At 62.7% G+C, this 24,542-nt stretch carries 23 protein-coding genes; 9 read left to right on the forward strand and 14 right to left on the reverse strand.

Annotated elements, in window-relative coordinates; translation table 11 throughout:
• Positions 1-163: 163 nt before the first annotated feature.
• Both BMX68_RS18230 and gbdR read left to right on the forward strand, forming a co-directional pair.
• Positions 164-1,540 (forward strand): L-serine ammonia-lyase, encoded by a 1,377-nt coding sequence (locus BMX68_RS18230; RefSeq protein ID WP_017130028.1) that lies wholly within the window; start codon positions 164-166, stop codon positions 1,538-1,540.
• 413 nt (positions 1,541-1,953) lie between these two features.
• Entirely contained in the window at positions 1,954-3,057 is a 1,104-nt protein-coding gene (gbdR, locus tag BMX68_RS18235) for a choline metabolism transcriptional regulator GbdR (RefSeq protein WP_017130027.1), read from the forward strand.
• 20 nt (positions 3,058-3,077) lie between these two features.
• Here gbdR and BMX68_RS18240 read toward each other — a convergent pair whose 3' ends face one another.
• The 6 genes from BMX68_RS18240 to choX all read right to left on the reverse strand — a co-directional run bounded on the left by BMX68_RS18240 (position 3,078) and on the right by choX (position 8,288).
• On the reverse strand, positions 3,078-3,338 hold the full coding sequence (locus BMX68_RS18240; RefSeq protein ID WP_017130026.1) for a hypothetical protein: 261 nt from the start codon (positions 3,336-3,338) through the stop codon (positions 3,078-3,080).
• A 287-nt stretch (positions 3,339-3,625) separates the two neighbouring features.
• Positions 3,626-4,789 carry a gamma-butyrobetaine dioxygenase gene (locus BMX68_RS18245; protein ID WP_017130025.1) on the reverse strand — a complete coding sequence of 388 codons (1,164 nt, stop codon included), beginning with the start codon at positions 4,787-4,789 and terminating at the stop codon, positions 3,626-3,628.
• Positions 4,786-5,286, reverse strand: coding sequence for a thioesterase family protein (locus tag BMX68_RS18250; protein ID WP_017130024.1), 501 nt, complete (start codon positions 5,284-5,286; stop codon positions 4,786-4,788). Before BMX68_RS18250 ends, BMX68_RS18245 begins: the two co-directional genes overlap by 4 nt.
• Positions 5,287-5,360: 74 nt before the next feature.
• Complete coding sequence (locus BMX68_RS18255; RefSeq protein WP_017130023.1) at positions 5,361-6,326, reverse strand: L-carnitine dehydrogenase; 966 nt, start codon at positions 6,324-6,326, stop codon at positions 5,361-5,363.
• 57 nt (positions 6,327-6,383) lie between these two features.
• Positions 6,384-7,271 (reverse strand): 3-dehydrocarnitine:acetyl-CoA trimethylamine transferase CdhC, encoded by an 888-nt coding sequence (cdhC, locus tag BMX68_RS18260; protein ID WP_017130022.1) that lies wholly within the window; start codon positions 7,269-7,271, stop codon positions 6,384-6,386.
• A gap of 72 nt (positions 7,272-7,343) precedes the next feature.
• Positions 7,344-8,288, reverse strand: coding sequence for a choline ABC transporter substrate-binding protein (choX, locus tag BMX68_RS18265; RefSeq protein WP_017130021.1), 945 nt, complete (start codon positions 8,286-8,288; stop codon positions 7,344-7,346).
• A gap of 195 nt (positions 8,289-8,483) precedes the next feature.
• On the opposite strand from choX, the gene BMX68_RS18270 reads away from it, so the two are divergent.
• A complete protein-coding gene (locus BMX68_RS18270) occupies positions 8,484-9,428 on the forward strand; it encodes a GlxA family transcriptional regulator (protein WP_026012969.1) in 945 nt (314 codons plus the stop codon).
• Between the two features lie 48 nt (positions 9,429-9,476).
• On the opposite strand, the gene BMX68_RS18275 is transcribed toward BMX68_RS18270, so the two are convergent.
• Positions 9,477-9,893: a DUF3010 family protein gene (locus tag BMX68_RS18275; protein WP_017130019.1), complete on the reverse strand. Its 417-nt coding sequence runs from the start codon at positions 9,891-9,893 to the stop codon at positions 9,477-9,479.
• A gap of 175 nt (positions 9,894-10,068) precedes the next feature.
• A complete protein-coding gene (locus tag BMX68_RS18280) occupies positions 10,069-10,470 on the reverse strand; it encodes a lysozyme inhibitor LprI family protein (protein ID WP_017130018.1) in 402 nt (133 codons plus the stop codon).
• Positions 10,471-10,714: 244 nt separating this feature from the next.
• Here BMX68_RS18280 and BMX68_RS18285 point away from each other — a divergent pair, with 244 nt between their 5' ends.
• The 6 genes from BMX68_RS18285 (at position 10,715) to etfB (ending at position 18,582) form a co-directional block, all read left to right on the forward strand.
• Positions 10,715-11,692 carry a dipeptidase gene (locus BMX68_RS18285; RefSeq protein ID WP_017130017.1) on the forward strand — a complete coding sequence of 326 codons (978 nt, stop codon included), beginning with the start codon at positions 10,715-10,717 and terminating at the stop codon, positions 11,690-11,692.
• A 155-nt stretch (positions 11,693-11,847) separates the two neighbouring features.
• The gene (locus tag BMX68_RS18290) at positions 11,848-12,387 is read left to right on the forward strand and encodes a DUF5943 domain-containing protein (protein ID WP_017130016.1); all 540 of its coding nucleotides are present in this window, start codon (positions 11,848-11,850) and stop codon (positions 12,385-12,387) included.
• Between the two features lie 52 nt (positions 12,388-12,439).
• Positions 12,440-14,515: a dimethylglycine demethylation protein DgcA gene (gene dgcA, locus BMX68_RS18295; protein ID WP_017130015.1), complete on the forward strand. Its 2,076-nt coding sequence runs from the start codon at positions 12,440-12,442 to the stop codon at positions 14,513-14,515.
• Between the two features lie 117 nt (positions 14,516-14,632).
• Positions 14,633-16,576 (forward strand): dimethylglycine demethylation protein DgcB, encoded by a 1,944-nt coding sequence (gene dgcB, locus BMX68_RS18300; protein WP_017130014.1) that lies wholly within the window; start codon positions 14,633-14,635, stop codon positions 16,574-16,576.
• Positions 16,576-17,796 carry an electron transfer flavoprotein subunit alpha gene (etfA, locus tag BMX68_RS18305; RefSeq protein ID WP_017130013.1) on the forward strand — a complete coding sequence of 407 codons (1,221 nt, stop codon included), beginning with the start codon at positions 16,576-16,578 and terminating at the stop codon, positions 17,794-17,796. Before dgcB ends, etfA begins: the two co-directional genes overlap by 1 nt.
• A 15-nt stretch (positions 17,797-17,811) precedes the next feature.
• Positions 17,812-18,582: an electron transfer flavoprotein subunit beta gene (etfB, locus tag BMX68_RS18310; RefSeq protein WP_017130012.1), complete on the forward strand. Its 771-nt coding sequence runs from the start codon at positions 17,812-17,814 to the stop codon at positions 18,580-18,582.
• A gap of 24 nt (positions 18,583-18,606) precedes the next feature.
• Here etfB and BMX68_RS18315 read toward each other — a convergent pair whose 3' ends face one another.
• The 6 genes from BMX68_RS18315 to BMX68_RS18340 are packed head-to-tail and all read right to left on the reverse strand — an operon-like array spanning position 18,607 to position 24,538.
• On the reverse strand, positions 18,607-20,532 hold the full coding sequence (locus BMX68_RS18315) for a secretin GspD/PilQ domain-containing protein (RefSeq protein ID WP_017130011.1): 1,926 nt from the start codon (positions 20,530-20,532) through the stop codon (positions 18,607-18,609).
• A 30-nt stretch (positions 20,533-20,562) separates the two neighbouring features.
• Positions 20,563-21,066: a hypothetical protein gene (locus BMX68_RS18320; protein WP_017130010.1), complete on the reverse strand. Its 504-nt coding sequence runs from the start codon at positions 21,064-21,066 to the stop codon at positions 20,563-20,565.
• Complete coding sequence (locus tag BMX68_RS18325; protein WP_017130009.1) at positions 21,063-21,620, reverse strand: hypothetical protein; 558 nt, start codon at positions 21,618-21,620, stop codon at positions 21,063-21,065. Before BMX68_RS18325 ends, BMX68_RS18320 begins: the two co-directional genes overlap by 4 nt.
• 14 nt (positions 21,621-21,634) lie before the next feature.
• Positions 21,635-22,177 carry a hypothetical protein gene (locus tag BMX68_RS18330; RefSeq protein WP_017130008.1) on the reverse strand — a complete coding sequence of 181 codons (543 nt, stop codon included), beginning with the start codon at positions 22,175-22,177 and terminating at the stop codon, positions 21,635-21,637.
• Positions 22,177-22,923: a hypothetical protein gene (locus tag BMX68_RS18335; protein WP_244159606.1), complete on the reverse strand. Its 747-nt coding sequence runs from the start codon at positions 22,921-22,923 to the stop codon at positions 22,177-22,179. The genes BMX68_RS18330 and BMX68_RS18335 overlap by 1 nt, the downstream gene beginning before the upstream one ends.
• Positions 22,904-24,538, reverse strand: a complete 1,635-nt coding sequence (locus BMX68_RS18340; protein WP_017130006.1) for a GspE/PulE family protein — start codon at positions 24,536-24,538, stop codon at positions 22,904-22,906. Before BMX68_RS18340 ends, BMX68_RS18335 begins: the two co-directional genes overlap by 20 nt.
• Positions 24,539-24,542: the final 4 nt, after the last annotated feature.

Consider the following 24,542-nt stretch of genomic DNA (forward strand, 5'->3'; position numbering starts at 1 on the left):
CGGCGGCTGGCGTAGATAGACATGAGTGCGTCGGTGCCAGACGTCGAGCACCGATTCAAAAGGCTGATGATGCCGTCATTCCGGCGGATCGCAGCTACGAACGTAGCCGTCCGCCACCAGGCGTTTCAACGTCTGGAACCTGCATCCAGAGGGCGTCACGGTCATGGCAATCAGCGTATTCGACCTGTTCAAGATCGGCATCGGTCCGTCCAGCTCCCATACCGTGGGACCCATGCGGGCGGCGGCGTTGTTCGTGCAAAAACTGCGCGAGCGCGGTGCCCTGGAGCGGGTTTGTCGGGTCGAGGTGCGGCTCTATGGTTCGCTGTCGGCCACTGGTATCGGCCACGGCAGCGACAACGCGGTCATCATGGGGTTGATGGGTGAGTGGCCGGATGCGATCGATCCGACGCAAATCGGCTTGCGCATCGCTACTCTGCGAGAAACCGATACGCTGTTGCTCGACAATCGCTTGCCGATTCCCTTTGTCTGGGCGCGCGACATGCAACTGATCGACGAGAACCTGCCGTTCCATCCCAATGCCATGACCCTGGTCGCCTTCGATGGCGCTGGCGAGCTGCATCGTGACACCTACTATTCGGTCGGAGGTGGGTTTGTCGTTGACGCGGAGCAAGCAGCCAGCGGTGTCGCGGATAGGGACCAGACTGTACTGGCGTATGATTTTTCCAGTGCGGTCGAGCTGCTCGAATTGTGCCGCAAACATAACCTGCGAGTGGCGCAGTTGATGATGGCGAATGAACGGAGCTGGCGCTCGGAGGACGAGATCCGCGCCAACTTGATGAAGCTCTGGCGGGCGATGCAAGATTGTGTCGAGCAGGGCCTCAAGCATGAGGGCATCCTGCCCGGCGGCTTGAATGTGCGTCGACGTGCAGCCAAATTGCACCGTAGCCTGCAGGAACTGAACAAGCCGAATGTAATCGGCTCGACCCTCGGGGCGATGGAGTGGGTCAACCTGTTTGCCCTCGCCGTCAATGAAGAGAACGCTGCCGGCGGGCGCATGGTGACGGCGCCGACCAATGGCGCAGCGGGGATCATCCCGGCGGTGTTGCACTATTTCATGAAGTTCAGCGACGCGGTGACCGATGCCCATGTCGTCGATTACTTCCTGGCAGCGGCGGCGGTCGGGATCCTTTGCAAGAAGAATGCTTCCATCTCCGGCGCCGAAGTCGGTTGCCAGGGCGAAGTCGGCTCCGCCTGCGCCATGGCTGCGGCGGGGTTGGCGCAGATCCTCGGGGCGACGCCGGAGCAGTTGTGCAACGCCGCCGAGATCGGCCTTGAACACAACCTCGGCCTGACCTGCGACCCGGTGGGCGGACTGGTGCAGGTACCTTGTATCGAGCGCAACGCGATTGCCGCGGTGAAGGCAATCAACGCCGCACAGATGGCCTTGCGTGGGGATGGCCAGCACTTTATTTCCCTGGACCGGGTGATTCGCACCATGCGTGATACCGGTGCCGATATGCACGACAAATACAAGGAGACTTCGCGGGGTGGATTGGCGGTCAGTGCAGTGGAGTGCTGATCGAGCCTGTGGACCTACCGCTTATCCTGGTGGCCCGTATTTGGGGCGTCGCAAACAGATAACTGAAACACCGGGGCAACAACCAGGATCGTGCCCCGTTACCGCCGGCCCACCGTGCTTGCGGTGACACTCTCGCCCGGCGCTTTGCTGCGCCCGAAACACAAGTGCTACCGATTTGCTCAAACCGCCGAAGCAGGGCGCCTACGGAACTTTTTCGCGCTTATAACCCGCACTCCTGGCAGGGGCTATATAGACACGCCGTCATGTCGTTTTCAGGAGTTATTGAATATGCATTCAACTTTAGGCATGGCAATTGCTCTGTCATCACAAAGCACCTTTTCCCCGTGGGAACGAGGGCAATAACAAGAGCCTCCGCTTGAGGCCATCACCCGCTTGTGTGAGGAGATACCGCGATGACGTCGTTTCAATCCGGGGTCCAGCCCCAGAACCGTGCGCCTCAATCCATCGGCTTCCTGCTGCTGGACAATTTCACGCTCATTTCCCTGGCCTCGGCGGTCGAGCCGCTGCGCATGGCCAACCAGCTGTCCGGTCGCGAGCTCTATCGCTGGACCACCCTGAGCGTCGATGGTGGACAGGTCTGGGCCAGCGACGGACTGCAGATCACGCCGGATGCCTCCATGCACAAAGCCCCGCCGATGGACACCGTGATTGTTTGCGGCGGCATTGGCATTCAGCGCACCGTGACCCGCGAGCATGTGTCCTGGTTGCAGAGTCAGGCTCGCCAGTCCCGCCGCCTCGGGGCGGTCTGCACCGGCAGTTGGGCGTTGGCCTGTGCCGGTCTGCTCGACGGCTTCGATTGCAGCGTGCACTGGGAGTGCCTGGCGTCGATGCAGGAGGCCTTTCCGCGCGTCGTCATGAGCACTCGCCTATTCACCCTCGACCGCAACCGCTTTACCAGCTCCGGCGGTACCGCGCCGCTGGACATGATGCTGCACCTGATCAGCCGCGATCACGGTCGTGAACTGTCGGCCGCGATTTCCGAGATGTTCGTCTACGAACGTATCCGCAACGAACAGGATCACCAGCGCGTGCCGCTCAAGCACATGCTCGGCACCAACCAGCCGAAGTTGCAGGAAATCGTCGCGTTGATGGAAGCCAACCTGGAAGAGCCGATCGACCTCGACGAGCTGGCCGTGTACGTCACCGTGTCCCGCCGGCAGTTGGAGCGGCTGTTCCAGAAGTACCTGCACTGTTCGCCGTCGCGCTACTACCTCAAGTTGCGGTTGATCCGGGCGCGGCAGTTGCTCAAGCAGACGCCGATGTCGATCATCGAAGTGGCGTCGGTCTGCGGCTTCGTCTCGACGCCGCACTTCTCCAAGTGCTATCGCGAGTACTTCGGCATTCCGCCACGTGACGAGCGCGTCGGCTCCAACACCACCCAGCAGGTGGCGATGATGCCGATTCCGCAGGCGCTGGTCCTGGCCCCGTTGTCCGGACCGATGTCGGCCTTGAGCCAGGCGCGCAACGAGTCGACGTTTGCCAGTGTGAGGCTCTAGTGGCCTGTGTGTTTCTTCGGTCAGGGGCGTGTTTGCTGATAGTGCGCCAGCGCTGGCAGCAACTGTTTATCGATGGCCTGGCGCACCGCCGGTAGAATCGTCGCGCTGCTGGTGTACATCTGCTTGACCATGGTCCGCAGGGTAATCGCCCGCACATCGTTCAAGCCACGTACCGCGCACTCGCAGGCCTGCTCGGCGCTGGCGCCGTGTGGCACCTCGAACCCCAGGGACTTCAGTTGTCCCAGCAGGTCTTCCTGGTCAATCAAATCCGCGTGCATCATGGCGCTTGTCCTATTCAGGGCGTGATCGTGTTTCGATTCTGGTAGGCGCCGGGAGTGTCGGCAAGGGTAGATTGTCGCGATGACTGTGATACCTATGAACAGGTCGTTTTCAACTAACTCGCAGGCCAGAGGAGTGGGCACACTGGGCCTCAGTAGACCCGTCGATGGTTTGGTCGCCCTCTCGACATTCAACTGCTGAGGACACTCCCTCACCTCGATCCTGCCACGGCTTGATCGAGGTTTTTTTTGCCTTGAATTATCGATGTGCTTGCGATGAGAGGTCGCTGCTATTGGCGCTGCAATACCAATATCCGCGACAACAATTCATCCCGGTCGATATAGCAGCCCTGGAAGTGTCGCGCACCGGTGGCCGGGTCGAAGGCGTTGCGCGCGTGCAGGATGCGGCGGTTGTCGAAGCACCACAGTTGGCCAGGGTCGAGCCGGCGTATCAGGCGAAAGCGCGCTTCGCGGCTCATGGCGATAAAGCGTCGATAGGCGCCGTACAGCACGGGCATCTGCTCGGTGGGCGCATCGAACGGCCCGCGCAGGAAGTTGGCCATGCGGATCTCACTGACCTGACCGAGACTGTCCAGGGCAATGATCGGCGCCAGGCAACGGTAGTCGCTGTGGCGGTCCTTGTTGCGGAACTCCACGGGGATTTCGCAGAGTGCGCTAAACGCCGCCGGATCTTCCTGGCGCAGGGCGGCGGCAATGGCAAAACCGTCGACGAAAATGCTCTCGCCGCCCTCGGTGTCGTTCACCAGGCAATGCAGAAATTGCAGCCCCGGTTGCAGTTCGCGGGTCGGCAGGTCGCTGTGCAGCGGCAAGTTGAAGGCGGTGTAGGCGTTACTATCGGCGTCGGCCTTGGATTGCACGTTGAACAGGACGCCGAAGTTAGTCTGGCGGATAAACGCGATCAGCTTGGCCACCTCGGCCAATGAGCCAGGCTTGGTGGGTACGCCACGTACCTGGGTCAGGCCGGTATCGCGTAATGCCAGCAACCAATGCAGCAGGATGTTCGGGTCTGCCTTGAGTGCCGCGAACTCAAATACCGGCAACTCCAGGCTGCTGTCCCACAGCCGGCTTTTCGGTTTGCCGGCCTGGCGCTCGGCGCGTGATTGAGCATCATAGGCATGGGCTCGCAGCCAACCAGGGTCGAAACGGCTGGCGTGGCCGTCCTGCCAGTCGATGCACAGGCAGCCGCTGTCGTCGATGCGGGCGGCAGCGGCAGTCAAGTCGTCGGGTACATCGACAATTTCCAGCACTTGTTCACGGGTCACCGTGTACACGCACTGCGGGCATGGGCAGTTGTCCCGCAGCCATACGTGATGGTACGGGCTGATACGCCCATCCGCCCAATGCACCTCAAGGCGATCCGCCAGCGGATGCACAGCGGTCAGGGCACTGATCAGCGGATAACTGCGGAAATCGGCAAACGCGGCGGTGTTCACGGTGAGCTCCTTTTCACTGGATGCTTATTGGCAGGCAGGCCAATGACGCGGCCAATGTATTCGGGCGGCGGCAGGTCGCTCTGCTGTTGGATAATGGCTTGCAATTTTTCCAGCACTGCATCGGTAAAGGGCGCCGAGTGCGGGCCGGCGAGGTCGACATGCAGCAGCATCTGTTCGTTACCGGCCAGCTCCTTGTCACCGCCCGCCAGGTACAGGCTGTGGTAGAGATGCAGGCGCTTGGCGTCGTAGCCGATGATCTGTGTGCGTACTTGGACCTGGGCACCGAGTTTCACTTCGTGCAGGTAGTTGAGGTGCAGTTCGAGAGTGAACAGCGAGCTGCCGGTGGCTTGGCGGTTGTTGCTGTCCATGCCCAGGCGTTCCATCAGGGCATCGGTGGCATAGCTGAAAATCAGCAGGTAGAAGGCGTCACGCAGGTGGCCGTTGTAGTCGACCCAGTCCGGGTTGACTTCGCTGGCGTAGGTGGTGAGGGTGGGCATGGTGGGGCTTCCACAAAGATAACGGCGAATGGCATCCCAGTGGCGAACCCCTTCGCCACTGGGTCTGGGTACAGCTACTCGCTGAAGCTCAGGCCATGCTTGGCCTTGGTGGTTTTCACCGCTTCCAGCACTGCCAGCAGACAGTCGTCACGATAGCGTTCCAGGGCGGCAATGCTGTGCTTGCCCAGCTGATCGCGGGTGCCGTCGACCACATCGTCGATCAACTTGTCGGTCAACTGCGGAGCCGGCAGGTAGGTCCACGGCAATTGCAACGCCGGGCCGAATTGAGCCATGAAGTGGCGCATGCCGGCATCGCCACCCGCCAGGGTGTAGGTCAGAAAGGTACCCATGAACGACCAGCGCAGGCCGGCGCCAAAGCGGATCGCATCGTCGATTTCGCCGGTGGTGGCGACGCCGTCGTTGACCAGGTGCAGCGCCTCGCGCCACAGCGCTTCGAGTAGGCGGTCGGCGATAAAACCGGGGACTTCCTTGCGCACATGCAGCGGGCGCATGCCGAGGGACTCATAGACTTTCATCGCCGCCTGCACGGCCTCTGGCGCGGTGTTCTTGCCGCCGACCACTTCCACCAATGGCAGCAGGTACACCGGGTTGAACGGGTGACCGACCACGCATCGTTCCGGGTGGGTGGCGCCTTCGTAGAATTCGCTGGGCAACAAGCCCGAAGTGCTGGAGCCGATCAGGGCATTGGGCTTGGCTGCGGCGCTGATCTTGCTGTGCAGTTCGAGTTTAAGCTCAAGCCGTTCCGGGGCGCTTTCCTGGATGAAGTCGGCATCTTTCACGCACTCTTCGAGGGTGGCGACAAAGCGCAGGCGCTCTTGTGCGGCACCGGGAGCCAGGCCTTGTTGCTCCAGGGCAGCCCAGGCATTGGCGACGCGCTGGCGCAGGGCCGCTTCGGCACCGGGCGCCGGGTCCCAGGCGATAACATCGAGGCCGTGAGCGAGCGCACGGGAGACCCAGCCGCTGCCGATGACACCGCTGCCTAACGCCGCGAAGATTTTGATTTCGGTGATAAAGCTCATGGCAAGTTCCTAAAGAGTTCGATGAGCCCGTTCCCACGGGGAAGTGGGGTGTCGGGATCAGCCGCGTTGGGTCAGGCCCATCTTCACCCGACCTTCGGCTGGGGTCAGGACACGGGCGCCCATGTGGCTGAGGATCTGCGAAACACGTTCGACCAACTGGCCATTGGTCGCCAGCACACCCTTGTCAAGCCACAGGTTGTCTTCCAGTCCGACCCGCACGTTGCCGCCCAGCAGCACGGCCTGCGCGGCCATCGGCATCTGCATGCGGCCGATACCGAAACCGGCCCATAGCGCGCCCGCTGGCAGGTTGTCGACCATAGCCTTCATGGTGGTGGTGTCGGCTGGCGCGCCCCAGGGAATGCCCAGGCACAATTGGAACAGCGGATTGTCGAGCAGGCCTTCCTTGATCATCTGCTTGGCGAACCACAGGTGTCCGGTGTCGAAGATTTCCAGCTCGGCTTTCACGCCCAGCTCTTGAATGCGCCTGGCGCCAGCACGCAGTTGTGCCGGGGTGGAAACGTAAATGGTGTCGCCGTCGCCGAAGTTCAGGGTGCCGCAGTCCAGGGTGCAGATTTCCGGCAGCAGTGCCTCGACGTGGGCCAGGCGAGTCAGCGGGCCAACCAGGTCGGTGTTCGGACCGAACTCCAGCGGATTTTCGCCGGCGCCGATCTCCAGGTCGCCGCCCATGCCAGCGGTGAGGTTGACGATGATGTCGACGTCCGCTTCGCGGATGCGCTCCATCAGTTCGCGATAGAGCGCCACGTCACGACTGAACTTGCCCGTCTGGGGATCGCGCACATGGCAATGCACCACGGTAGCGCCCGCCTTGGCCGCTTCAACGGCAGCCGCCGCGATCTGTTTAGGCGTGACCGGTACGTGAGGGCTTCTGCCGGTGGTTTCGCCAGCACCGGTGAGTGCGCAGGTGATGATGACGTCGTGGTTCATGGTGCGGGTTCCTTACAGGCGTGGTGGTTCACACCGCAGCCGTCGAGGGCCGCGGGTGCGATTCTCAGTGATTTACTGGCGGGTCAGTTGCAGGTTGTTGGCGGCCGGCCTGCCATCGAAGGTGGTCACTCCTTCCAGCCAGCGGGCCTGGTCTTGCGGGTGATCCTTGAGCCACTGCCTGGCCGACGTCAGCGCGTCCTTGTGATCGAGCAGCGGTTGCATCATGCGGCTCTCGTCTTCGGCGGTGAAGGTCAGGTTGGTCAGCAGCCTGTTCACGTTCGGGCAGCGCTCGGCATAGGTCGGTGCGGTGACGGTCCAGACCGTCGCCTTGCCTTCGTTCGGGCCCAGGGCGTTGTCGCTACCGGTGAGATAGGTCATCTGTACATTGACGTTCATCGGGTGCGGCGCCCAGCCGAAGAACACCACGGCCTCCTTGCGCCGCACGGCGCGATCCACCGCCGAGAGCATGGCGGCTTCACTGGACTCCACCAGTTGGAACTTGCCCAGGCCGAACTGGTTCTTGGCGATCATTTCCTTGATCTGGGTATTGGCGCCCGAGCCGGGCTCGATGCCGTAGATCTTGGCGCCTAGCTCTTTCTCGAACTTGGCGATATCGGCAAAGGTCTTCAGGCCCTGGTCAGCCAGGTAGGTCGGCACGGCCAGGGTGGCGCGGGCGTCCTTGAGACTCGGTTCGGCGAGGACCTGCACCTGTTTGCCTTCGACAAACGGTGTGATGGTTTGGGTCATCAGTGGGTTCCAGTAACCCAGGAACATGTCCAGGCGCTGGTCGCGGATGCCGGCGAAAATGATCTGCTGCGAGGCACTGGTCTGCTTGACCTGATAGCCCAGGCCGTCGAGCAGCACCTGGGTCATGGCGCTGGTGGCGATCACATCGGTCCAGTTGACCACGCCGAGGCGCACATTCCGGCAGGACGCCTGGTCCGCGGCCATGACGCCCGTGCTCAAGAGCGCGGCGGCGGTGAGTGCGAGTGCACAGCGGCTGATCAGTGGTTTCATGAAAGTTTCCTCGGCAGGTCGTTTATTGTCGGTCCCGGTGTCTGATGCGCCGGTAATGCCCAAGTTACGCAGCTCCGGTCCACTAAAAACGCACAGCGGCGACCGACTCTTGCACAGCAGCGACCTGGGCGCTTGTCGCCGCCGTTGAACTGGCGTATCACAGCGGCAACGCTACCCGTCTTGCGAGTGCGCTCCATGTTCCAGGATTTCTATTTCTTAATGATGCCGGGGTTTTCAGCGATGGGCTTTATCTCGGCGCTCGAGCCGTTGCGTGTGGCCAATCGCTTCCGTGGCGAGCTGTATCGCTGGCATGTACTGAGCGCCGACGGTGGCGCGGTATTGGCGAGCAACGGCATGTCGGTCAACGCCGATGCGGCGCTGGAGCCGTTGAAGAAGGGCGCGACCTTGCTGGTGGTGGCTGGCTTCGAGCCTTTGAAATGTGTGACGGCGGCCTTGAAACATTGGTTGCACCGACTCGATCACGAGGGCGTCACCCTCGGCGGGATCGACACCGGCAGCGTAGTGCTGGCCGAAGCCGGCCTGCTCGAAGGTCATCGCGTGACCCTGCACTGGGAGGCGTTGGAGGCGTTCAAGGAGTCCTATCCCCAGTTGGCAGTGACCCAGGAACTGTTCGAGATCGACCGCCGACGCATCACTTGCGCAGGCGGCACGGCGTCCATCGACATGATGCTCGACCTGATCGGCCAGGCCCACGGGCCGGAGCTGGCGATCCAGGTCTCGGAACAGTTCGTGCTCGGGCGCATCCGCCCACGCAAGGACCACCAGCGCATGCGGATTGCCACGCGCTACGGCATCAGCAACAAAAAGCTGGTGCAGGTGGTGGGCGATATGGAGCAACACATGGAGCCACCCCTGAGCACGCTGGCGCTGGCGGAGTCGATCAAGGTTACGCGGCGCCAGTTGGAGCGTCTGTTTCGCCTGTACCTCAAGGACACACCGAGCAACTTCTACCTGGGCCTGCGCCTGGAGAAGGCGCGCCAGCTACTGCGCCAGACCGACATGAGCGTGTTGGAAGTGAGTATCGCCAGCGGCTTCGAGTCGCCGTCGTATTTCACCCGCAGCTACCGAGCCAGGTTTGCCCGCTGCCCGCGAGAGGACCGGCGCGGAATCAAGGCTTAGTGGCTCCGAACTTGAGCTAACCCGCTGAACAGGCCACGTCGGAGCCGTTTATCTTTTCAGCAGCGCGGCACAGGCCGCCTTATAGGCTTCATGCTGATATTTGTTGAGCGTCGCGGGCAGGGCAAAGTCGAACTTCTTGTGCTGCGCGTTGAGGGTCTGGGGTGACAGCAATGTCACCTCGCAGTTGTCCAGCAATTGCAGGATGCCCTCGATCTTGAAGGTGGTCGGTCCACCGGCGAATTCGCCTTTCTTGCCGCGTTTCTTGATGGCGATGCGCTGGATGCCATGGGCCTGGACAAAGGCCTTGATCTGGTCGGCGAAGGCTTTCACGTTGCCTGCTGGGTCATCGTCATCCAGGGCGATCTTCTTGGTGGCGACGGCAATATGTTCAGGGCTGCCGTTTTGCAGGGTAGCGAGGGCGAAGATGGCTTCGCTGCCTTTGATCTCGATGCCGCAGATAGTCATTTGAATCCTTTGGGGGATTGGTTGGGAGTGGGGCTCAGAGCTCCAATTGAGCGGCTCCAATATTTACTTATATCTTCCCAACCGACAACGCTACAAGGTTCGTCTGATGTTGCCGGCTCGGCGCGGTACTCAATGGGCGAGTGGGTTTCCGGCGCGCCGCCGCGTGTCCTGAGGTCTATTCCTGCAACAGCGACTCGAGGAACTCCGAGCGTTCGTCGCTCTTGCTCGCCAGGCAGTCGTTGAGGTCGATGTTGTATGGCTTGCTGCCGACCTTCGCCGGGAACGGTGCGATGGCGCAGTCGGCATCGCGGGATTTTATCCACAACTGCTCGGCGGTCTGCAATTTGCCGGTGATGTCCGCCAGATCGGCCTTTTTGTTCGCATATTGCGACGCAACCCGATCCAGCAGCGCTTGGAAGTTCTCCTTGAGCAACTGATCGGCGGTGTTTTTGTTGTAGGTGGCACATTCCAGCGTCTGTTGATCGTCCGGGACCGCGTCGCAAGGCGAGTTGTCGGAGTCTTCGGCCGCGTGAACGCCAATGCTGACAAGGGCCAAAGCCAGGAAAATAGATTTCATTACGGCGTCCTGATACGGGATGGAGGGGCGAGGTGGGACAATTCTGTCTCAAGCAGAATGCAAAGAATAGTCGTACAGCGACAAGTGCTTGAGCCTACTGCCTTGACGTCCTTTGTCGCAGCTTGACGCTTTCGGCAATTCCCCTGTCGTTTTTGCACCCAGCTCCGCTGCCCCCTGGGCATATGCTGGCCCCAAAGCGCCGGCAGACGATTCGGCGCATGAATCGCCAATAGGGGACTGCCTGATGAGCCCAGCCGAATTGCACGCCGACAGCATCGTTATCGACGGGCTGATCATTGCCAAGTGGAACCGTGAACTGTTCGAGGACATGCGTAAGGGTGGGCTGACCGCCGCCAACTGCACCGTGTCGGTATGGGAAGGTTTTCAGGCCACCGTCAACAGCATTGCTTCGAGCCAGAAACTGATCCGCGAGAACAGCGATCTGGTGATGCCGGTGCGCACCACCGGCGATATTCGCAAGGCCAAGGAGCTGGGCAAGACCGGCATCCTGCTCGGGTTCCAGAACGCCCACGCCTTCGAAGACCAGATCGGCTACGTCGAGATTTTCAAGCAGCTCGGCGTCGGTATCGTGCAACTGTGCTACAACACCCAAAACCTGGTGGGCACTGGTTGCTACGAGCGTGACGGCGGTCTGTCGGGCTTTGGCCGGGAGATCGTCGCCGAGATGAACCGTGTCGGCATCATGTGCGACCTGTCTCACGTCGGTTCCAATACCAGCGAGGAGGTCATCCTCGAATCGAAGAAGCCAGTCACCTATTCCCACTGCCTGCCTTCGGGTCTGAAAGAGCATCCGCGTAACAAATCCGACGCCGAGCTGAAGTTCATTGCCGACCATGGCGGCTTTGTCGGCGTGACCATGTTCGCGCCGTTCCTCGCCAAGGGGATCGAGTCGACCATCGACGACTACGCCGAGGCCATCGAGTACGTGATGAACATCGTCGGTGAAGACGCCATCGGCATCGGCACTGACTTCACCCAGGGCCACGGCCAGGATTTCTTCGAATACCTGACCCATGACAAGGGCTATGCCCGGCGCCTGACCAGCTTCGGCAAGATTATCAACCCACTGGGCATCCGTACCGTGGGCGAATTCCCCAATCTTACCGAGACCTTGCTCAAGCGCGGTCACTCCGAGCGGGTGGTGCGCAAGATCATGGGCGAAAACTGGGTCAACGTCCTCAAGGACGTCTGGGGCGAATGAATAGCCACGCGGCCTGATCCGTTCGCCGATAGCTGCGTCGGCTCCTTGCGCGATCGAGGTTCGCTACGGCTGCGAAGGCATTCACCGCGCTGTTTATCTTTAGAGCCAAAGCAAGCGCTTTGTACGGCATCCAATAGAATTCTGGAGTGTTTCCCATGGCTAAAATCGCCCCGCAACTGCCCATCGAAGTCGACAGTGAGACCGGTGTCTGGACCTCCGACGCCTTGCCGATGCTCTATGTCCCACGGCATTTCTTCGTCAACAACCATATGGGCATCGAGGAAGTGCTGGGCGCCGAGGCCTATGCCGAAATCCTCTACAAGGCCGGCTACAAATCCGCCTGGCACTGGTGTGAAAAAGAAGCCGAATGTCATGGCCTGGAAGGCGTCGCGGTGTTCGAGCACTACATGAAGCGTCTGTCGCAGCGAGGCTGGGGCCTGTTCAAGATCCAGGACATCGACCTCGACCGGGGCACCGCCAGCGTCAAGCTCGAACACTCGGCGTTCGTCTACGTCTACGGCAAGGTCGGACGCAAGGTCGACTACATGTTCACCGGCTGGTTCGCCGGTGCCATGGACCAAATCCTCGCGGCTCGCGGCAGCCCGCTGCGCACCGTGGCCGAGCAGGTCTACGGCGGCTCCGAAGACGGCCACGATGACGGTCTGTTCACCGTCAACCCTATTGTCAATCGTTGAAAAAAACTAGCGAGCAAGCGCAATAGTTTTTTCACGATTCGAGGAGAGTGTCATGGCTTTCGAAGCTATGTTCCAGCCGATCCAGATCGGCAAACTGACCATCCGCAACCGCGTGCTCAGCACCGCCCATGCCGAGGTGTATGCCACCGACGGCGGGATGACCACCGACCGCTATGTGAAGTACTACGAAGAGAAAGCCAAGGGCGGGATCGGCCTGGCGATCTGCGGCGGTTCTTCGAGCGTCGCCATTGACAGTCCGCAAGGTTGGTGGAAATCGGTGAACCTGGCCGATGACCGGATCATCCCACACTTCCAGAACCTGGCCGATGCCATGCACAAGCATGGCGCCAAGATCATGATCCAGATTACCCACATGGGCCGGCGCTCGCGCTGGGACGGCGAACACTGGCCGACCCTGTTGTCGCCGTCGGGTATCCGTGAACCGGTGCACCGTGCCACCTGCAAGACCATCGAGCCGGAAGAAATCCGCCGGGTGATCGGTAACTACGCCAGCGCGGCGGCCCGGGCCAAGGCCGGTGGCCTGGACGGCGTCGAACTGTCGGCGGTACACCAGCACATGATCGACCAGTTCTGGAGCCCTCGGGTCAACAAGCGCACCGACGAATGGGGCGGCAGCTTCGAGAACCGCATGCGTTTCGGCTTGGAAGTGCTCAAGGCGGTGCGTAACGAAGTCGGCGACGACTTCTGCGTCGGCATGCGTATCTGCGGCGACGAGTTCCACCCGGACGGCCTGTCCCACGAGGACATGAAGCAGATCGCCAAGTACTACGACGACACCGGCATGCTGGACTTCATCGGTGTGGTCGGCTCGGGTTGTGATACCCACAACACGCTGGCCAACGTGATTCCGAACATGAGTTTTCCGCCGGAGCCGTTCCTGCACCTGGCCGCCGGCATCAAGGAAGTGGTCAAAGTACCGGTCCTGCACGCGCAGAACATCAAGGACCCGAACCAGGCGACCCGCATTCTCGAAGGCGGTTATGTCGATATGGTCGGCATGACGCGTGCGCATATCGCCGACCCGCACCTGATCGCCAAGATCAAGATGGGCCAGATCGACCAGATCAAGCAATGCGTCGGTGCCAACTACTGCATCGATCGCCAGTACCAGGGCCTGGACGTCCTGTGCATCCAGAACGCCGCGACTTCCCGTGAATACATGGGCGTGCCGCATATCATCGAAAAGTCCACCGGGCCTAAGCGCAAGGTCGTGGTGGTCGGTGCCGGTCCCGCCGGCATGGAAGCGGCGCGAGTCAGCGCCGAACGCGGCCATGACGTGACCCTGTTCGAGAAGAAGGACGCCATCGGCGGGCAGATCACCACGGCCTCGAAGGCGCCGCAACGGGACCAGATCGCCGGGATCACCCGCTGGTTCCAGTTGGAACTGGCACGCCTGAAAGTCGATGTCCGGCTGGGCACCGCCGCCGATGCGGCGACCGTCCTCGACTTGCGCCCGGATGTGGTGGTGCTGGCGGTGGGCGGTCATCCGTTCGTCGAGCAGAACGAACACTGGGGGGCCGCCGAAGGGCTGGTGGTCAGTAGTTGGGATGTGCTTGACGGCAAGGTGGCGCCGGGCAAGAACGTGCTGGTCTACGACACCATCTGCGAATTCACCGGCCTGTCGGCCGCCGACTTCCTGGCCGACAAAGGCAGCCAGGTCGAAATTGTCACCGACGATATCAAGCCGGGCGTGGCGGTCGGCGGTACGTCGTTCCCGACTTACTACCGCAGCCTATACCCCAAGGAAGTGATCATGACTGGCGACATGATGCTGGAAAAGGTCTATCGCGAGGGCGACAAGCTGGTGGCGGTATTGGAAAACGAATACACCGGCGCCAAGGAGGAGCGGGTGGTGGACCAGGTGGTGGTCGAGAACGGTGTGCGTCCGGACGAAGCGCTGTACTACGCGCTCAAGGACGGTTCGCGCAACCAGGGCCAGATCGACATCGACGCGCTGTTCGCGATCCGGCCGCAGCCGTCGCTGAATACTCGTGATCAAGAGCCGGCGGGCGACGGCTACCTGCTGTTCCGTATCGGTGACTGTGTGGCCCAGCGCAATACGCATGCGGCGATCTACGACGCGCTGCGCTTGTGTAAGGATTTCTAACGGGCACGCTGCCCATCTGTGGCAAGGGGCGAGCTCCCTTGCCACAAGTCGGTGCATGCTTCTTGACCGGCCTGCACATGAACCCTCGCAAGACCCGAGGTCTTTGGGAGCTGCACCATGTTGAACACTCTTCTTCCCATCCTGCTGTTCGCCGCCCTGGGCCTTGCGGTCCTCGGCGCATTGCGGCGGGTCGCGATGTGGCGCCGTGGTCGACCCGCGAAAGTCGACCTGCTCGCGGGGCTCCTCGCCATGCCCAAGCGCTATATGGTCGATTTGCATCAGGTGGTGGCGCGAGACAAATACATCGCCAATACCCACGTCGCCACGGCTGGCGGCGCGGTGGCGTCGATTGTCCTGGCGATCCTGGTGCACGGCTTCGGCCTGCATAACCGGGTCCTCGGTTATGCCCTGCTGCTGATGTCGGCGTTGATGTTTGTCGGTGCGATCTTTGTCTATTTGCGTCGCCGCCATCCGCCGAGCCGTTTATCGAAAGGCCCGTGGATGCGTCTGCCGAAAAGCCTGCTGGTGTTCTCGGCGTCGTTCTTCCTGGTCACCCTGCCGGTCGCCGGCATTCTTCCAGAAGATTTCGGTGGTTGGCTGCTGGCGGTGATCCTCGGCCTGGGTGTGCTGTGGGGCGTGGCGGAGCTGTTTTTCGGCATGACCTGGGGCGGGCCGATGAAGCACGCCTTCGCCGGTGCCTTGCACCTGGCCTGGCACCGTCGCGCGGAACGCTTTGGCGGCGGCCGTTCCACTGGCCTCAAACCGCTGGACCTGGCCGACCCGCAAGCGCCGCTGGGCGTCGAGCAGCCCAAGGACTTCACTTGGAACCAGCTATTGGGTTTCGACGCCTGCGTGCAGTGCGGTAAATGTGAGGCGGCCTGCCCGGCGTTCGCTGCCGGCCAGCCGCTGAATCCGAAAAAGCTGATCCAGGACATGGTGGTCGGTCTTGTCGGCGGCAGCGACGCGAACTTCGCCGGCAGTCCGTATCCTGGCAAGGCTGTCGGCGAGCATTCCGGCAACCCGCACCAACCAATCGTCAATGGCCTGGTGGATGCCGAAACCTTGTGGTCGTGTACCACCTGTCGCGCCTGTGTCGAGGAGTGCCCGATGATGATCGAGCACGTCGATGCCATCGTCGATATGCGCCGTCACCTGACCCTGGAAAAAGGCGCGACGCCGAACAAGGGTGCCGAAGTCCTGGAAAATCTGATTGCTACCGACAATCCCGGCGGTTTCGCCCCAGGCGGGCGAATGAACTGGGCGGCGGACCTGAACCTCGATCTACTCAGTGAAAAGTCAACCACCGAGGTGTTGTTCTGGGTCGGCGACGGCGCCTTCGATATGCGTAACCAGCGTACCTTGCGCGCCTTTGTCAAAGTACTGAAGGCGGCTAAGGTCGATTTCGCGGTACTGGGCCTGGAAGAGCGCGACAGCGGTGACGTGGCTCGGCGCCTGGGCGACGAGGCAACCTTCCAACAGTTGGCCAAGCGCAATATCCAGACCCTGGCCAAGTACCGCTTCAAGCGCATTGTCACTTGTGATCCCCACAGTTTTCATGTGCTGAAAAACGAATACGGTGCCTTTGGCGGCGACTACCGGGTGCAGCATCACAGCACCTACATGGCCGAACTGATCGGCGCCGGTGCGCTGAACCTCGGTCGACACCGGGGCCACAGCGTGACCTATCATGATCCGTGCTACCTGGGCCGCTATAACGGCGAGTATGCAGCGCCGCGTGAGGTGCTGCGGGCACTGGGGATCGAGGTCAAGGAAATGCAGCGTTCGGGCTTGCGCTCCCGTTGTTGCGGTGGCGGCGGTGGCGCACCGATTACCGACATTCCCGGCAAGCAGCGGATTCCCGATATGCGCATGGAAGATATCCGCGAAACCGCTGCCGAACTGGTAGCGGTCGGTTGTCCGCAATGCACGGCGATGCTCGAAGGCGTGGTTGAACCACGACCGTTGATCAAGGATCTGGCCGAGCTGGTGGCCGAGGCCCTGCTTGAAGAGGCGGCACCGAACAAATCGGTGCCCCAGCGCGAACCCGTGGAGGTGCACTGATGAGCGACATTATCCGCCGCGACCCCCACGCCGAATGGATCGCCCGCAACCGCCTGCACCCTCTGCATGCGGCCATGCAACCGCTGCAACATAGCTGGATGGGTCCCAACGGGATCGTGCGCAAGAATGTCCATGGCGTCGGTTTTATCGGTCCCAACGGCATCAAGCGTATCGACCGCAGCGGCGTCCAGCAGGGCGGCACAAGCAAGCGCTCGGCCAGTGTCGAAGTGCAGTTACCGCTGCATCAAGTGCGCCAGCCTGCCTTCTATATCAGCGTGGTGCCGGACATGGTCGGCGGTCGTCTGAGCAGTCACGACCGTGATCTGCTTGGCCTGGCTCATCAGTTGGCCGGGAAGGACGGCGCGGTATTGGCCGTCGTCTTCGGCGAGCACAAGGAAAGCACCTTTGAAACCGCAGGCGTCGACCGTCTGCTGGTGCTGGGAGGCAGCGAGTTCAACGGCTATTCGCCGGAACCGCGGGTGCTGGGCCTGCGGGCTGTGGATAAGCAGTTCAAGCCTCGCCACTGGTTGCTGCCGGACAGCCGCAGCGGTGGTGGCGAATTGGGTCGACGGCTTGCCGCCAGCTTGGGCGAACGTCCGGCCACGCGGGTCTGGCAGGTCAAGGGCGATCAGTGCATCGGACGTGCCGGCGCCGGACTGCAGGACGTCGTGCGACCGCTGGCGCGCTTGATCCTGGCCGCTGCCGAATGCGCCGAGCCGGTCAGCGAAACCCGTCACGAAGCTTTGTCAGTGGCGTTATCCGCACATCTCGCCCGCCCTCTGTCGCGTATCGAGGACCTCGGCGCGGTGGCGGTGGACCCGGCGGCGATTTCCATGGCCGAGGCCGAATTCATTTTTTCCGGCGGCAATGGAGTCAAGGACTGGCCGCTGTTCCACCAAACCGCCGTGGCTCTGGGCGCCACCGAAGGGGCTTCGCGGGTGGCGGTGGACGATGGTTTCATGGCCCGCGACCGTCAGGTCGGCGCCAGCGGCACTTGGGTCACGGCGCGGGTCTATGTGGCCGTGGGGATTTCCGGGGCAATCCAGCACCTGCAAGGTATCGGTGCCTGTGACAAGGTGGTGGCGATCAACCTCGATCCGGGTTGCGACATGGTCAAGCGCGCCGACTTGTCGGTGGTCGGCGAGAGCAGCGAAATCTTCCGCGCCCTGATCGCGGCGGTGACGGCATATCGCAACGGCACCCAGCGCGAAGCGGCTTAAGGTAGGGATAAGGTCATGAGTACGACGGTAATCAGCTTGGTGTCCATCGGTGCCCACCCCACCTCTGGCCGTGCCCGGCGCGCCGGACAGGATGCCCGTGCGGTGGAACTGGGCCTGCGACTGGCTGGGGATAACTTGCAAGTGGTGCATGCCGGCGATATCGCCGAGCCAGCGCTGCGGGCTTACCTGGGCATGGGCCTGGACGAGTTACGGGTGCTGGAGCAACCCACTGGCGCCGATGCGCTGCCGGCGCTGACCGACTATTTGCGCGATGCCGGGGCGCAGTTGGTGCTGACCGGTAGCCAGGCGGAAACCGGTGAAGGTTCGGGCATGCTGCCGTTCCTGCTGGCGGAAAACCTCGGCTGGCCGCTGGTGGTGGGACTGGCTGAAGTCGAGTCCATTGCAGGCGGTGTGGCCCATGTGTTGCAGGCATTGCCGCGAGGCCAGCGGCGCCGGTTGAAAGTCCGCCTGCCGTTTCTCGCCACGGTGGACAACGCCGCGCCCGAGCCACGCCAGAGTGCCTATGGTCCGGCCCGGCGCGGGGTGTTGCAGGCCGAGGAAGTCGAGGTGCTGGAGGATGAGTTGTTCGCCGCTGCGTTGTTGCAATCGGCCAAGCCCCGGCCTAAGCGCCTGAAAGTGATCAAGGCCAAGAGCGGCGCCGAGCGGATGAAGGCGGCCACGGCCAAAGCCAGCGGCGGCGGTGGCCAGGTACTCAAGGGCGTCACTGCGGAGGCGGGCGCGCAGGCGATCCTCAAGTTATTGATCGAGGAAGGCGTGGTGCGTTGATACCGAGCCTGCTCGCCACGATACTTAAGGCGGCGGAGTGGCTGGCGCGGAGCTGGCCGGTTGTTCCACCGGCTTGGGCAGCGGCGACTCCATCACCGGTTGCTCCACGGGCGCCGGCAACGGCTGCCAGTTCTCATTCGCCCGTGGCACCGCCAACGGTGGTGGAATGGCACCGTTGCTGGCGCCGCCGCTGGTTTTCATATTCAAGTTCTGGCTGTTGTGTAACACCATGCCCTCGGTGGAGCTGCGCGCTTCGGTGCCGCTGCTGAAGGTACTGACCTGGGATGCCGGCAGGTCGAGATTACGCTCGATCCTGGGGGTGATCAGCAGGATGATCTCGCTCTTGCCCTGCTCGCTCTTGTTGGTGCCGAAAATCGCCTGACCCAACCCCGGCAACCGGCTCAAGCCCGGCAGGCCGCTGCCCTCGTCGATGTCGGCGGTGCGAATCAGGCCGGCGACCACCTGGGTTTCATTGTTGCGCGCGGTGAGTGTGGTGCGGGTCGAGCGCGAGCCGAGCTCGAAGGTCGGCGGGATATTGTCGGTGCCTTCGTTGCGTTTGGTGATATGCGTCATGTCGATCACCATCTGCAAGTTGATTTCATCGTTGAGACTGATATTGGGCTGGACTTCGATGCTCAGCCCGACATCCTGGTAGGAGACCGACGCGGTGGTCGTGAGGTTAGCCGTGGTGGAGGTGACCACCGGAATCTTATCGCCAATCTTGATCTCGGCCTTTTCCCGGTTCTTCACGCGGATGCGCGGATTGGCCAGGGTGACCGTATTGCCGCTACGTTGCAGCAGGTTGATCTTGGCTTCCAGGCTGCCGATTTCCAGTTGGCGCCCGCCAAGCCCCGTGGTGGCCGGGAGGGTGCCGGGCAGCGAGAGGCCGATGGAACCGGGGTAATTGACCCCCAGGTTGAGTTCGTCGACCAGGCTGACTTCCATCACCTGGATATCGATGGTCACTTCCGAATCGGCCAGGTCGATGGCTTGCACCAGCTTCTCCACGGCGCTCAGGGTTTCCACGCCGTCGCGCACGATCACCGCGCTGAGCCGTTCGTCCACCAGCACCTCCTTGGGCTTGAGCAACTGCTTGATCTCGGCCGCCGCCAGTTTCGGATCGGCGTGGCTGAGGTAGAAGGTGCGCACCGCTAACTCGCGGTATTCGCGCTCCTTGTCCGGGCGTGCGGGGTAGATCAGTACGGTGTCGGCATTGAGTACCTTCATCTGCAATTGATGGGTCGACAACAGCAGGTTCAGCGCATCTTCGGCGGTGGTGCGGGACGCCGAGATACTGGCCGCCGCGTTCGGGTTGACGTCTTTGTCGATCACGAAGTTGATCCCCGACAGCCTGGCGATGGTCTCGAAAATAGTGGTCAGGCTCTGGGAACTGAAGTGCAGGCTGACGGGTTTTTTCATCGAGTCGCTCAGCTTCGGCTTGAGGCTGTCGACGCTGACCAGGGTACGCGTCAGGCTGTCGCGCAGGTCAAGGGCGTCGCGGTAGTTGGGTTGCTGGACGATGATCTGACGGACGATGGCCAGAGCCTCCCTCGGGTTGCTCGCGCTCAGTGCCTTGGCCCGAGCCAGTTCGGGGCGCAGCCGGGCGAGGTTCTCGATGGTGCGAATGGCCTGGCTGGCGCCGAGGTTGCCGGGGTCGTATTTGAGGATCTGCCGCATGGCCGCGATGGCACCGGCATCGTCGTTGCGTGCCAGGGCATCGCTGGACTGGCGGCTGTATTGGTCGACCAGTTGCTCGGTCCTGCCGAACAGCGCGGCGCGCAGTTGGATATCGTCCGGGTGTTCTCTGACGGCGGCGCGCAGCACATCCACCGAGCGGGTGATATCACCGTCCTGGCGCAACAGTTCACTCTCGTTGAGCGGCCCGCGGGACTGGCAGGCGCTCAGTCCGATCAGCAGCAGGGCCAACCATGGCCGGATAGATTTTGACATGATCGTTCTCTTCGCTAGAGCGGTCCGTGCTCAGGGAGTATCCAGGCGCAACGTGGTCACTTGGCGCAAAGGCAAGTACGTCAGCACCACGCGGGTGTCGGTCAGTTTGTCCAGTCGATACCCCTTGTCGAAGGTCGCCCCCGGACGGATATGTCCCGCCACCGAGCAGCTCTGGCACAGGGTGTAACGCACACCCTGGCCCTGTAGCACGACAATCTTCGACTGGCCTTGGTAGCGCCATTGCGCGCTGACCGTGAAGGGCATCGGCGGTGCCTGTGGGGCGCTGGGTTTCGCCGCTGCGACCGGTGGCGGTGGTGGCAGCCAGCTCTGGCTGGGAAACAGATCCACCAGGGATGTGGCCGGCGCCGGCGCGTTGGCGTCGGGGGCCGCTGGCGGTGTGGCAATTGGCGTGCGCGACGCCGGGGCGAGCGCTGGCGGGGGCGGTATGGAGGTGTTGAGGTCCTGCCAGAACAGCCAGCCACAGCCGAGCAGCACGCCTCCCAGCAGCACGCGCAGAGGGAGCGCCAGCTTCACTTGAGCACCGCCAACAGGCTGAGGCGCAGGCGGATGTCCAGTTGTGCGCTGGTGATATCCTTGCGCTGCAGACTCAAGCTCTCTATGCGCACCGCCGGTTGCTGTACCACTTCGTCGAGCGCCCTGCGTAAGGTCGGATAAGCGCCACTCAGCGGGATATCCAGTTCCAGGCGTTGGGTTTGATCGTCCCCCGGCGAGGAGTATTGGAAGTCGGTTTGCAGCACCGCGAAACCGTTTTGCTGCAGGACTGCCACCAGGCTCCCCAGGCGCGCCTCGAAGCTGTCGGTGTCAGGTAGTTGCCGGACCGCCCGAGGTTCGGCGGCATGCAGGTCCAGCGGGCGTTCGGCGATGCCCGCCCGGGCCTCGCGCAGACGCATGGCGCTGTTGTCGAGGCCGGGAACGATCAGCCCTTGGCGAATCACCAGGGCGACAACGATCAGCAGCAGCGCCAGGCCACCCCAGAAGCCAAGGAAACGTTGCATCTGGGCCAGGGACCAGCGCAGACGTGCCTGGAGTCGGGCGGCGTCGGGCCACTGGCGGGGTATTGGCTTCATGGCCGGTCCGTTCCCTATTGGGCGCTGAGTTTGAATTTGACGCTCATCGGCAGCATGGGATCGCGGGTATTGCGCGCGCTCTGTTGCAGGTTGACGGTGAGGCCGGTGTCGGTCTTGAGTTTCTCGATAAAGCGCAAGCTGCCTTCCAGGCGCTGGCTCTCCAGGTCCAGGTTGAGCTCCTGGGCCGCGGTGTTGACTTCCAGTCGCAACAACGCGACGTCCGGTGACCAGGCCTGACCGAGGGCGTCGAGCAGGGCGAAGGGCGTGGCGTTTTGGCGGGCGAAGGTTTCCAGTTGTTTTTTCTGTTGGGGCGAGGTGCGCAGGGAGGCTTGCATCAGTTGTTCCTGCTGGATCGCCAGGGCCGTGAATTGCCGTTCAACCTGGTCGGCTTCGGCTTCCCGGACCTGCAGGGCCTGCCAGTCCGACCACAGCAGCAACCACAGGCCGAGGGCTAATATGCTCAGTAGGACCAATAGCCAGGGCCGCATCCTTTCACCGCGCAGGTCGATCAAGGGTGCCCGTGGGTGGCGCCAGCGGCGGATCAGGGAAATGTTCATCAGGCCTGCTCCGCCAGCCAAGGATGCAACGGCCCCAGCCAGTGCCAGGGCCTGCTCGCCGACGGTTCGAACGGCGCCTTGGCGGCCACCACCAGGGTTTGCTGTTCCTGCTCGTCGCACAATACATCGACCATCAGTAAGGCATCGGCCAAGTCCGTCTGCTGGCTCAGCGGCACCACGCAGACTTGCGCTGGCCGACCCTGGTGGGCGAATACGCAACCGAGAGCGTCGGGTTCGCGGACGGCGAAGCGATAGTCCTGGGGCAACTGGCGCCAATGGCGTTGCAAGGCATCGATCAGCAACGGCACGCAGCGCTGAATGGGCAGGTGCCTGGCCCGGAACAACGTCGTGAGGGATTCCATCAGTTCCTTGTCGACCGCCGCCGCCAGGCGCGCGCAACCGAACGGTGCAGGGTCGATCGCGACCTGCCATTGGGCGGAGTCGAGATCGTTGTGCTGGCTGAACAGCGCCAGGGCAAAATCTTGCCAGTCGAGGGGGCTGTAGAGACCTTCCTGCCAAGGCAGAACTCGGTAATGCACATGAGGGAAGCCCAACAATAGGGTGACTCGCTCCAGGTAACCCAGTCGACCATGGGGCGCCTGTTCCAGCAGCGCGGCACAGGCAGTCAGTGGATCGCCGCGCTCGCGGCCCCGCCAGAGGGGGCCGCCGGGCCAGCGCGGGCGGGCGGCCCAGTGAACTTCGTCCTGCGCCAGCAGCACCACATGATCAATAAAGGGAGAGGACACGATGGACCTCCTGCAAGGTGGTGTGTCCGGCGGCGGCGCTCGCCAAGGCGATATCGCGCATGAAACGGTGGCCCGACTCCCGCGCCAGCTCCCGCAGGGCGGCGGCGGAGCGGCGTTGCAGCAGACCTTCCTTGAGTGCGTCGGTGACGGTCAGTACTTCCGCCAGGGCCAGCCGGCCACGATAGCCGGTATGGCGGCAGGCCTCGCAGCCCCGGCCGAGCCGGTAGTGGCTGGCGGAGGAAGCGGCCGGCAGATGCGCCAGTTGCAGCAATTGCGCATCGGCTTCGGTGGCCTCGGCGCACTCGCTGCAGACTCGACGCAGCAGCCGTTGCGCGACCACGCCGTTGAGCGCCTCGACAAAGCTGGCCGGCTCGACCTTCAGATAGTTGAAGCGCTCCAGCACGCTGAACGCACTGTTGGCGTGGACCGAGGAGAGCACCAGGTGGCCGGTCAAGGCGGCCTGCACGGCGATTCCGGCGGTTTCACCGTCGCGGATCTCGCCCACCAGGATGGTGTCCGGGTCGTGCCGCAGAATCGAGCGCAGGCCTCGGGCGAAGGTCAGGCCCTTCTTGTCGTTCACCGGGATTTGCAGCACGCCGGGCAGCTCGTACTCCACCGGGTCTTCGATGGTGATGATTTTCTTCTCGCCGGTATTGGTCTCCGACAGGGCGGCGTAGAGCGTTGTCGATTTGCCGCTGCCGGTGGGCCCGGTGACCAGCAGCATGCCATAGGGTTCGCTGGCCAGCAGGCGGATGCGGCGGATCGCGTCCTCGTCCAGGCCCAGGCTGTCCAGGCTCAGCGACTCTCCGCGCTGGGACTTGTCCAACACCCGCAGCACCGCATCCTCGCCGTGGATGCTAGGCATGATGGAAACCCGGAAGTCGACGTCGCGCTGCTGGATGCGCGCCTTGAACCGACCGTCCTGGGGGACGCGGCGCTCGCCGATATCCAGGCCGGAGAGCACCTTGAGCCGTGACAGCGCCTGTTCGGCGGTATCGAGCCCGGCGCTCTGGCCGATCTGTTGCAGCACGCCGTCGATCCGGTACTTGATCACCAGGCCTTCGGGAGTGCTCTCGACATGGATATCGCTGGCCCGGCTCTGCAGGGCATCGAAGAGCATCGAGTTGACCAGCCGCACCACCGGATTGTCGTCGCGGGCGATGCTGCTCAGGGATATTTCCTGCACCGCTTCGGCCACCCGCGCGTCTTCATCATCGCGGGCGAAGGGGTCCATCACACGCTGGCTGGCCTCAGCCTTTTTCAGCTGTGTCTCGACGACCCCCGGCAGGCTCATCGCCAGGGTCATCGGCGCTAGCTCGGCATGGGCTTGCAACCATTGGCGACCGCTCAGGGCGAAGGGCGCGCCGAGCACCAGGTAGGCCTGACCGTCGATCTCTACCGGCAGGGTCCGGCGGGCCAGCGCCTGGGGCAGGGAGAGGGTGTCGAAGCGCTCATGACCGTCGACCTGGGCGTCGGTGAGTGGCGTCAGGCCCAGCAGCGCGGCGATGTCGGCCAAGTGTTCCGGCGTGTGCTCCAGCACCTGTTGCAGGTGCTCCGCCAACGGCCTGTTGGCCTGTCGTGCCTGCTGCTGCCATTGCTGTCTGAGGGTGTCCATCGCG

Origin of the sequence: Pseudomonas agarici (assembly GCF_900109755.1) — a bacterium.
Taxonomy (GTDB): Bacteria; Pseudomonadota; Gammaproteobacteria; order Pseudomonadales; family Pseudomonadaceae; genus Aquipseudomonas; species Aquipseudomonas agarici.

Bases quoted from the DNA above. Each gene is read 5' to 3' on its own strand.
- gbdR (WP_017130027.1), top strand. From the start codon at position 1,954: ATGACGTCGTTTCAATCCGGGGTCCAGCCCCAGAACCGTGCGCCTCAA.
- BMX68_RS18240 (WP_017130026.1), bottom strand. From the start codon at position 3,338: ATGATGCACGCGGATTTGATTGACCAGGAAGACCTGCTGGGACAACTG.
- BMX68_RS18325 (WP_017130009.1), bottom strand. From the start codon at position 21,620: ATGAAGCCAATACCCCGCCAGTGGCCCGACGCCGCCCGACTCCAGGCA.
- BMX68_RS18255 (WP_017130023.1), bottom strand. From the start codon at position 6,326: ATGAGCTTTATCACCGAAATCAAAATCTTCGCGGCGTTAGGCAGCGGT.
- BMX68_RS18270 (WP_026012969.1), top strand. From the start codon at position 8,484: ATGTTCCAGGATTTCTATTTCTTAATGATGCCGGGGTTTTCAGCGATG.
- BMX68_RS18280 (WP_017130018.1), bottom strand. From the start codon at position 10,470: ATGAAATCTATTTTCCTGGCTTTGGCCCTTGTCAGCATTGGCGTTCAC.
- cdhC (WP_017130022.1), bottom strand. From the start codon at position 7,271: ATGAACCACGACGTCATCATCACCTGCGCACTCACCGGTGCTGGCGAA.
- BMX68_RS18340 (WP_017130006.1), bottom strand. From the start codon at position 24,538: ATGGACACCCTCAGACAGCAATGGCAGCAGCAGGCACGACAGGCCAAC.
- choX (WP_017130021.1), bottom strand. From the start codon at position 8,288: ATGAAACCACTGATCAGCCGCTGTGCACTCGCACTCACCGCCGCCGCG.
- BMX68_RS18275 (WP_017130019.1), bottom strand. From the start codon at position 9,893: ATGACTATCTGCGGCATCGAGATCAAAGGCAGCGAAGCCATCTTCGCC.
- BMX68_RS18230 (WP_017130028.1), top strand. From the start codon at position 164: ATGGCAATCAGCGTATTCGACCTGTTCAAGATCGGCATCGGTCCGTCC.
- BMX68_RS18285 (WP_017130017.1), top strand. From the start codon at position 10,715: ATGAGCCCAGCCGAATTGCACGCCGACAGCATCGTTATCGACGGGCTG.
- BMX68_RS18315 (WP_017130011.1), bottom strand. From the start codon at position 20,532: ATGTCAAAATCTATCCGGCCATGGTTGGCCCTGCTGCTGATCGGACTG.
- dgcA (WP_017130015.1), top strand. From the start codon at position 12,440: ATGGCTTTCGAAGCTATGTTCCAGCCGATCCAGATCGGCAAACTGACC.
- BMX68_RS18330 (WP_017130008.1), bottom strand. From the start codon at position 22,177: ATGAACATTTCCCTGATCCGCCGCTGGCGCCACCCACGGGCACCCTTG.
- etfB (WP_017130012.1), top strand. From the start codon at position 17,812: ATGAGTACGACGGTAATCAGCTTGGTGTCCATCGGTGCCCACCCCACC.
- BMX68_RS18290 (WP_017130016.1), top strand. From the start codon at position 11,848: ATGGCTAAAATCGCCCCGCAACTGCCCATCGAAGTCGACAGTGAGACC.
- dgcB (WP_017130014.1), top strand. From the start codon at position 14,633: ATGTTGAACACTCTTCTTCCCATCCTGCTGTTCGCCGCCCTGGGCCTT.
- BMX68_RS18250 (WP_017130024.1), bottom strand. From the start codon at position 5,286: ATGCCCACCCTCACCACCTACGCCAGCGAAGTCAACCCGGACTGGGTC.
- etfA (WP_017130013.1), top strand. From the start codon at position 16,576: ATGAGCGACATTATCCGCCGCGACCCCCACGCCGAATGGATCGCCCGC.